The organism is Rothia nasimurium, assembly GCF_928381705.1.
GTDB classification, from domain to species: Bacteria; Actinomycetota; Actinomycetes; order Actinomycetales; family Micrococcaceae; genus Rothia; species Rothia nasimurium_G.
This window is the reverse complement of the sequence record NZ_CAKMSR010000026.1, coordinates 1-1,603: the sequence shown is the minus strand read 5'-3', so window position 1 is coordinate 1,603 and position 1,603 is coordinate 1. Positions and strand designations below refer to the sequence as shown.

At 56.8% G+C, this 1,603-nt stretch carries 2 protein-coding genes; both read right to left on the bottom strand.

What is annotated here, in order from left to right; genetic code table 11:
• Positions 1–25: 25 nt before the first annotated feature.
• Complete coding sequence (locus L6762_RS11835; RefSeq protein WP_237187489.1) at positions 26–922, bottom strand: hypothetical protein; 897 nt, start codon at positions 920–922, stop codon at positions 26–28.
• 166 nt (positions 923–1,088) lie between these two features.
• The gene (locus L6762_RS11830) at positions 1,089–1,322 is read right to left on the bottom strand and encodes a hypothetical protein (RefSeq protein ID WP_237187488.1); all 234 of its coding nucleotides are present in this window, start codon (positions 1,320–1,322) and stop codon (positions 1,089–1,091) included.
• Between the last annotated feature and the right edge of the window lie 281 nt (positions 1,323–1,603).

The following is a 1,603-nucleotide window of genomic DNA, read 5'->3' as shown; positions in this document are numbered from 1 at the left end:
AACGGCCCACGCTCGTTAGGGCAGATCAATCAATTCGGGAGTCGGGATAACGCAATTGGCCTGTCTCTATGAGGGCTCGGCAGGATGCCGGGAGTGTTGTGCCGGTGAGTCCCGGTGCTAAACCTACTTCGTCTGAGCGGGTCCACAGGGTCGGCTCAAGGTTTTTTCCCCATTTCAGGACGCCATGTACCCCGCCCTCAACGTGGGCGACGTAGCCGAGCAGGTGGGGCGCGCCGTCCTCCTCATAGCGGTCGACAACCTGGCGGGGCCGCATGGTGTGTACCAGTGAGTAGGGAGGTTTTTCAGGCGGATACGTCTCGCCTGTAGCGGGGGCGTAGGCGAACCAACCATATTCGCTGGTGTCTTGGACGCTGAACCAGTGGGGCAGGTGACGTTCGAAGTTATGGTCGGTGATGGTCAGCTCTTCGCGCAGAAGCTGTGGGAGGTCCCAGGTGATAACCTGCCCTTCTTCGATGGTCTCAGGCACTTTGGCCGGGGCCTGAGCCAGGTACTCGATCAGGGTTTTCACGTGCGGGTGTAGCCAGTGGCCGGGGTCTTGTTCGTCCCAGCGGATTTCTCCGGTGCGGGTTAGAAGCCCCTGCGAGATGAGTTTGCCGGCGCGGTCTTCGAAGCGGGAATACGCTTCAAACTGATACATCGGCTCGCCGTCCCCGCGTTCTTCCGCAGGCCCCAGAACGGAGATATTGATGCGCGTTTCGCTCTCGAAGGGGCCACCGGCGTAGTTGTAGATGGTGTAGTCGGTGGGAAAGTCCCCCTCGTACAGGGTTTCTAGGCGGTAGAGAAAGACGGTTTGGCTCACCGGTTCTTGCAGGGCTAGCAGCCCGGGGTAGAGCGACTTTTCGTCGCGGTAGGCGGGCAGGTCGGACGGACGCGGGTAGGGGTAGTAGGCGACACGGTACACGGGGTGGGGCCTCCAATCATCTTTGAAAGGGGTGTGTTCTTAGCCACAAGAGTAGTCGGCTGAGCCTGAAAAATCTAGACCCGGGCGTCCGATCCCCTCCCTTTTCTCGTGCCCTATCCCTACAATCGCAAGGCAGGCCCCGCACAATGCGGAGCCTGCCAAAAACTTATTTTCTCTTAGCTTGTAGAAGTTGCCAGATGAGAAAAAGAACACTGATTATTATGATCGCCAGCGAGATACCATGCCAGGCTACAATCCATGAAGAAGCTTGGTGGTGAAGCTCGCCTGATTCTTCCCAGGCTCGGTATTCCATACCTGCGGCTATAAACGATAGTAAAAACGACAGGGCACCTACCCCAGCGAAGACTAGCGGCATACGCCATTTATTCTGTACTTGCATCGTGTTCCTTTGTTCTACCAATTACAACGATGACGAGCAACGCCGTACCACCATTGCGGCTTATTACTCCGAATACGTTCAAGGTTATAAGCGCCTGTCCACGGCAGGCCGTAAGTACTAGCAGCGACGTGACACTCATATTGGTGACGTAATGTTGAGGCTTATTCAAAAGTCCCACCCGCAGCCAAAAACACCAACCCCCGCACCACCGCAAACACCCGCCCATACAACCCCAACGGCCGCCTAAACCCCGTATGAAGAATCCGCCAAGTCTTGATGTG